Raw genomic sequence first — 1,194 nt, forward strand, 5'->3', positions numbered from 1 at the left:
TGGCGGTGAGTCACGGGTTCCATTCGCGGTTGATGGATCCGATGTTGGAGGAGTTCGGGTCGGTGGTGGCGGGGCTGGACTGGCAGCCGCCGCGGATGCCGGTGGTGTCGAACGTGACCGGCGCGGTCGCGGACGCGGCGGAGCTGACCGACCCGGGCTACTGGGTGCGGCACGTACGCCAGCCGGTGCGGTTCGCCGACGGTGTGGCGGCGTTGCAGGCACAGGGGGTGGACACCTTCCTGGAAGTCGGCCCGGACGCGGTCCTCACCGCCATGGCCGCCGAGGCGGACACGGCCGACGACGTGCGGTACGTCGCCACGCTGCGCCGCAGCCAGCCCGACGTCACCACCCTCACCAGTGCCGCCGGGCAGCTCTGGGCCGCCGGCATGGCCGTCGACTGGGCGGCGTACCTCGGCCAGACCGGCACCCGGCCGCGCGCGGTGGAACTGCCCACCTACGCCTTCGACCGGCAGCGCTACTGGCTGGAGGACCCCCAGCCCGGCTCGGCTCCGGAGCGGGCCGACGCCCCGTCCGACGAGCAGTTCTGGGCGGCGGTCGAGTCCGGGGACCTCGGCGTGCTGGGCGAGGATCTCGCCGTGGGCGCGGACGAGCCGTCCACGGCGCTGCTGCCCAAGCTCGCCCGGTGGCGGCGGGCGACGCAGCAGCGGGCGGTCGTCGACTCCTGGCGGTACCGGGCGACGTGGCGTACGACCGCCGTGCCGGACTCCGCGACGTTGGCGGGAACCTGGCTGCTGCTGATGGTGCCCGGTCAGGAGGACCACCCGGTGGCCGCGGCGTTGGCTGCCCGGGCCGACCGGGCGGTCCCGGTGCTGGTCCCGGCCGGCGCCGACCGTGACCGGGTCGCGCGGCTGCTGCTGGAGGCGATGAGTTCCGACGCCCGGGACGCTCACGTGGTGTCCCTGCTGTCGCTGGCCGAGCCGCGGGAGGCGTCCCCGGTTCCGGCCGCCGCCGAGGTGTCGACGGCGCTGGCTGTGGTGCAGGCGCTGACCGACGTCGGTGGGTCGGGCCGGTTGTGGTGGTTGACGCGCGGGGCGGTGTCGGTCGGCGGCTCGGACGAGCTGGTGGATGTCGCGGGTTCTGCGGTGTGGGGTTTGGGTCGGGTGGTGGGTTTGGAGGTGCCGTTGCGGTGGGGTGGTTTGGTGGATTTGCCGGGTGTGTTGGGTGGTGGTGTGT

The 1,194-nt window shown here is 74.1% G+C and carries 1 pseudogene; it reads left to right on the plus strand.

Annotated elements, in window-relative coordinates:
* Positions 1 to 32: 32 nt before the first annotated feature.
* Positions 33 to 1,194, plus strand: a pseudogene (locus C569_RS0129185) (polyketide synthase); the annotation flags it as partial.

This window comes from Micromonospora sp. CNB394 (assembly GCF_000374985.1).
Taxonomy (GTDB): Bacteria; Actinomycetota; Actinomycetes; order Mycobacteriales; family Micromonosporaceae; genus Micromonospora; species Micromonospora marina.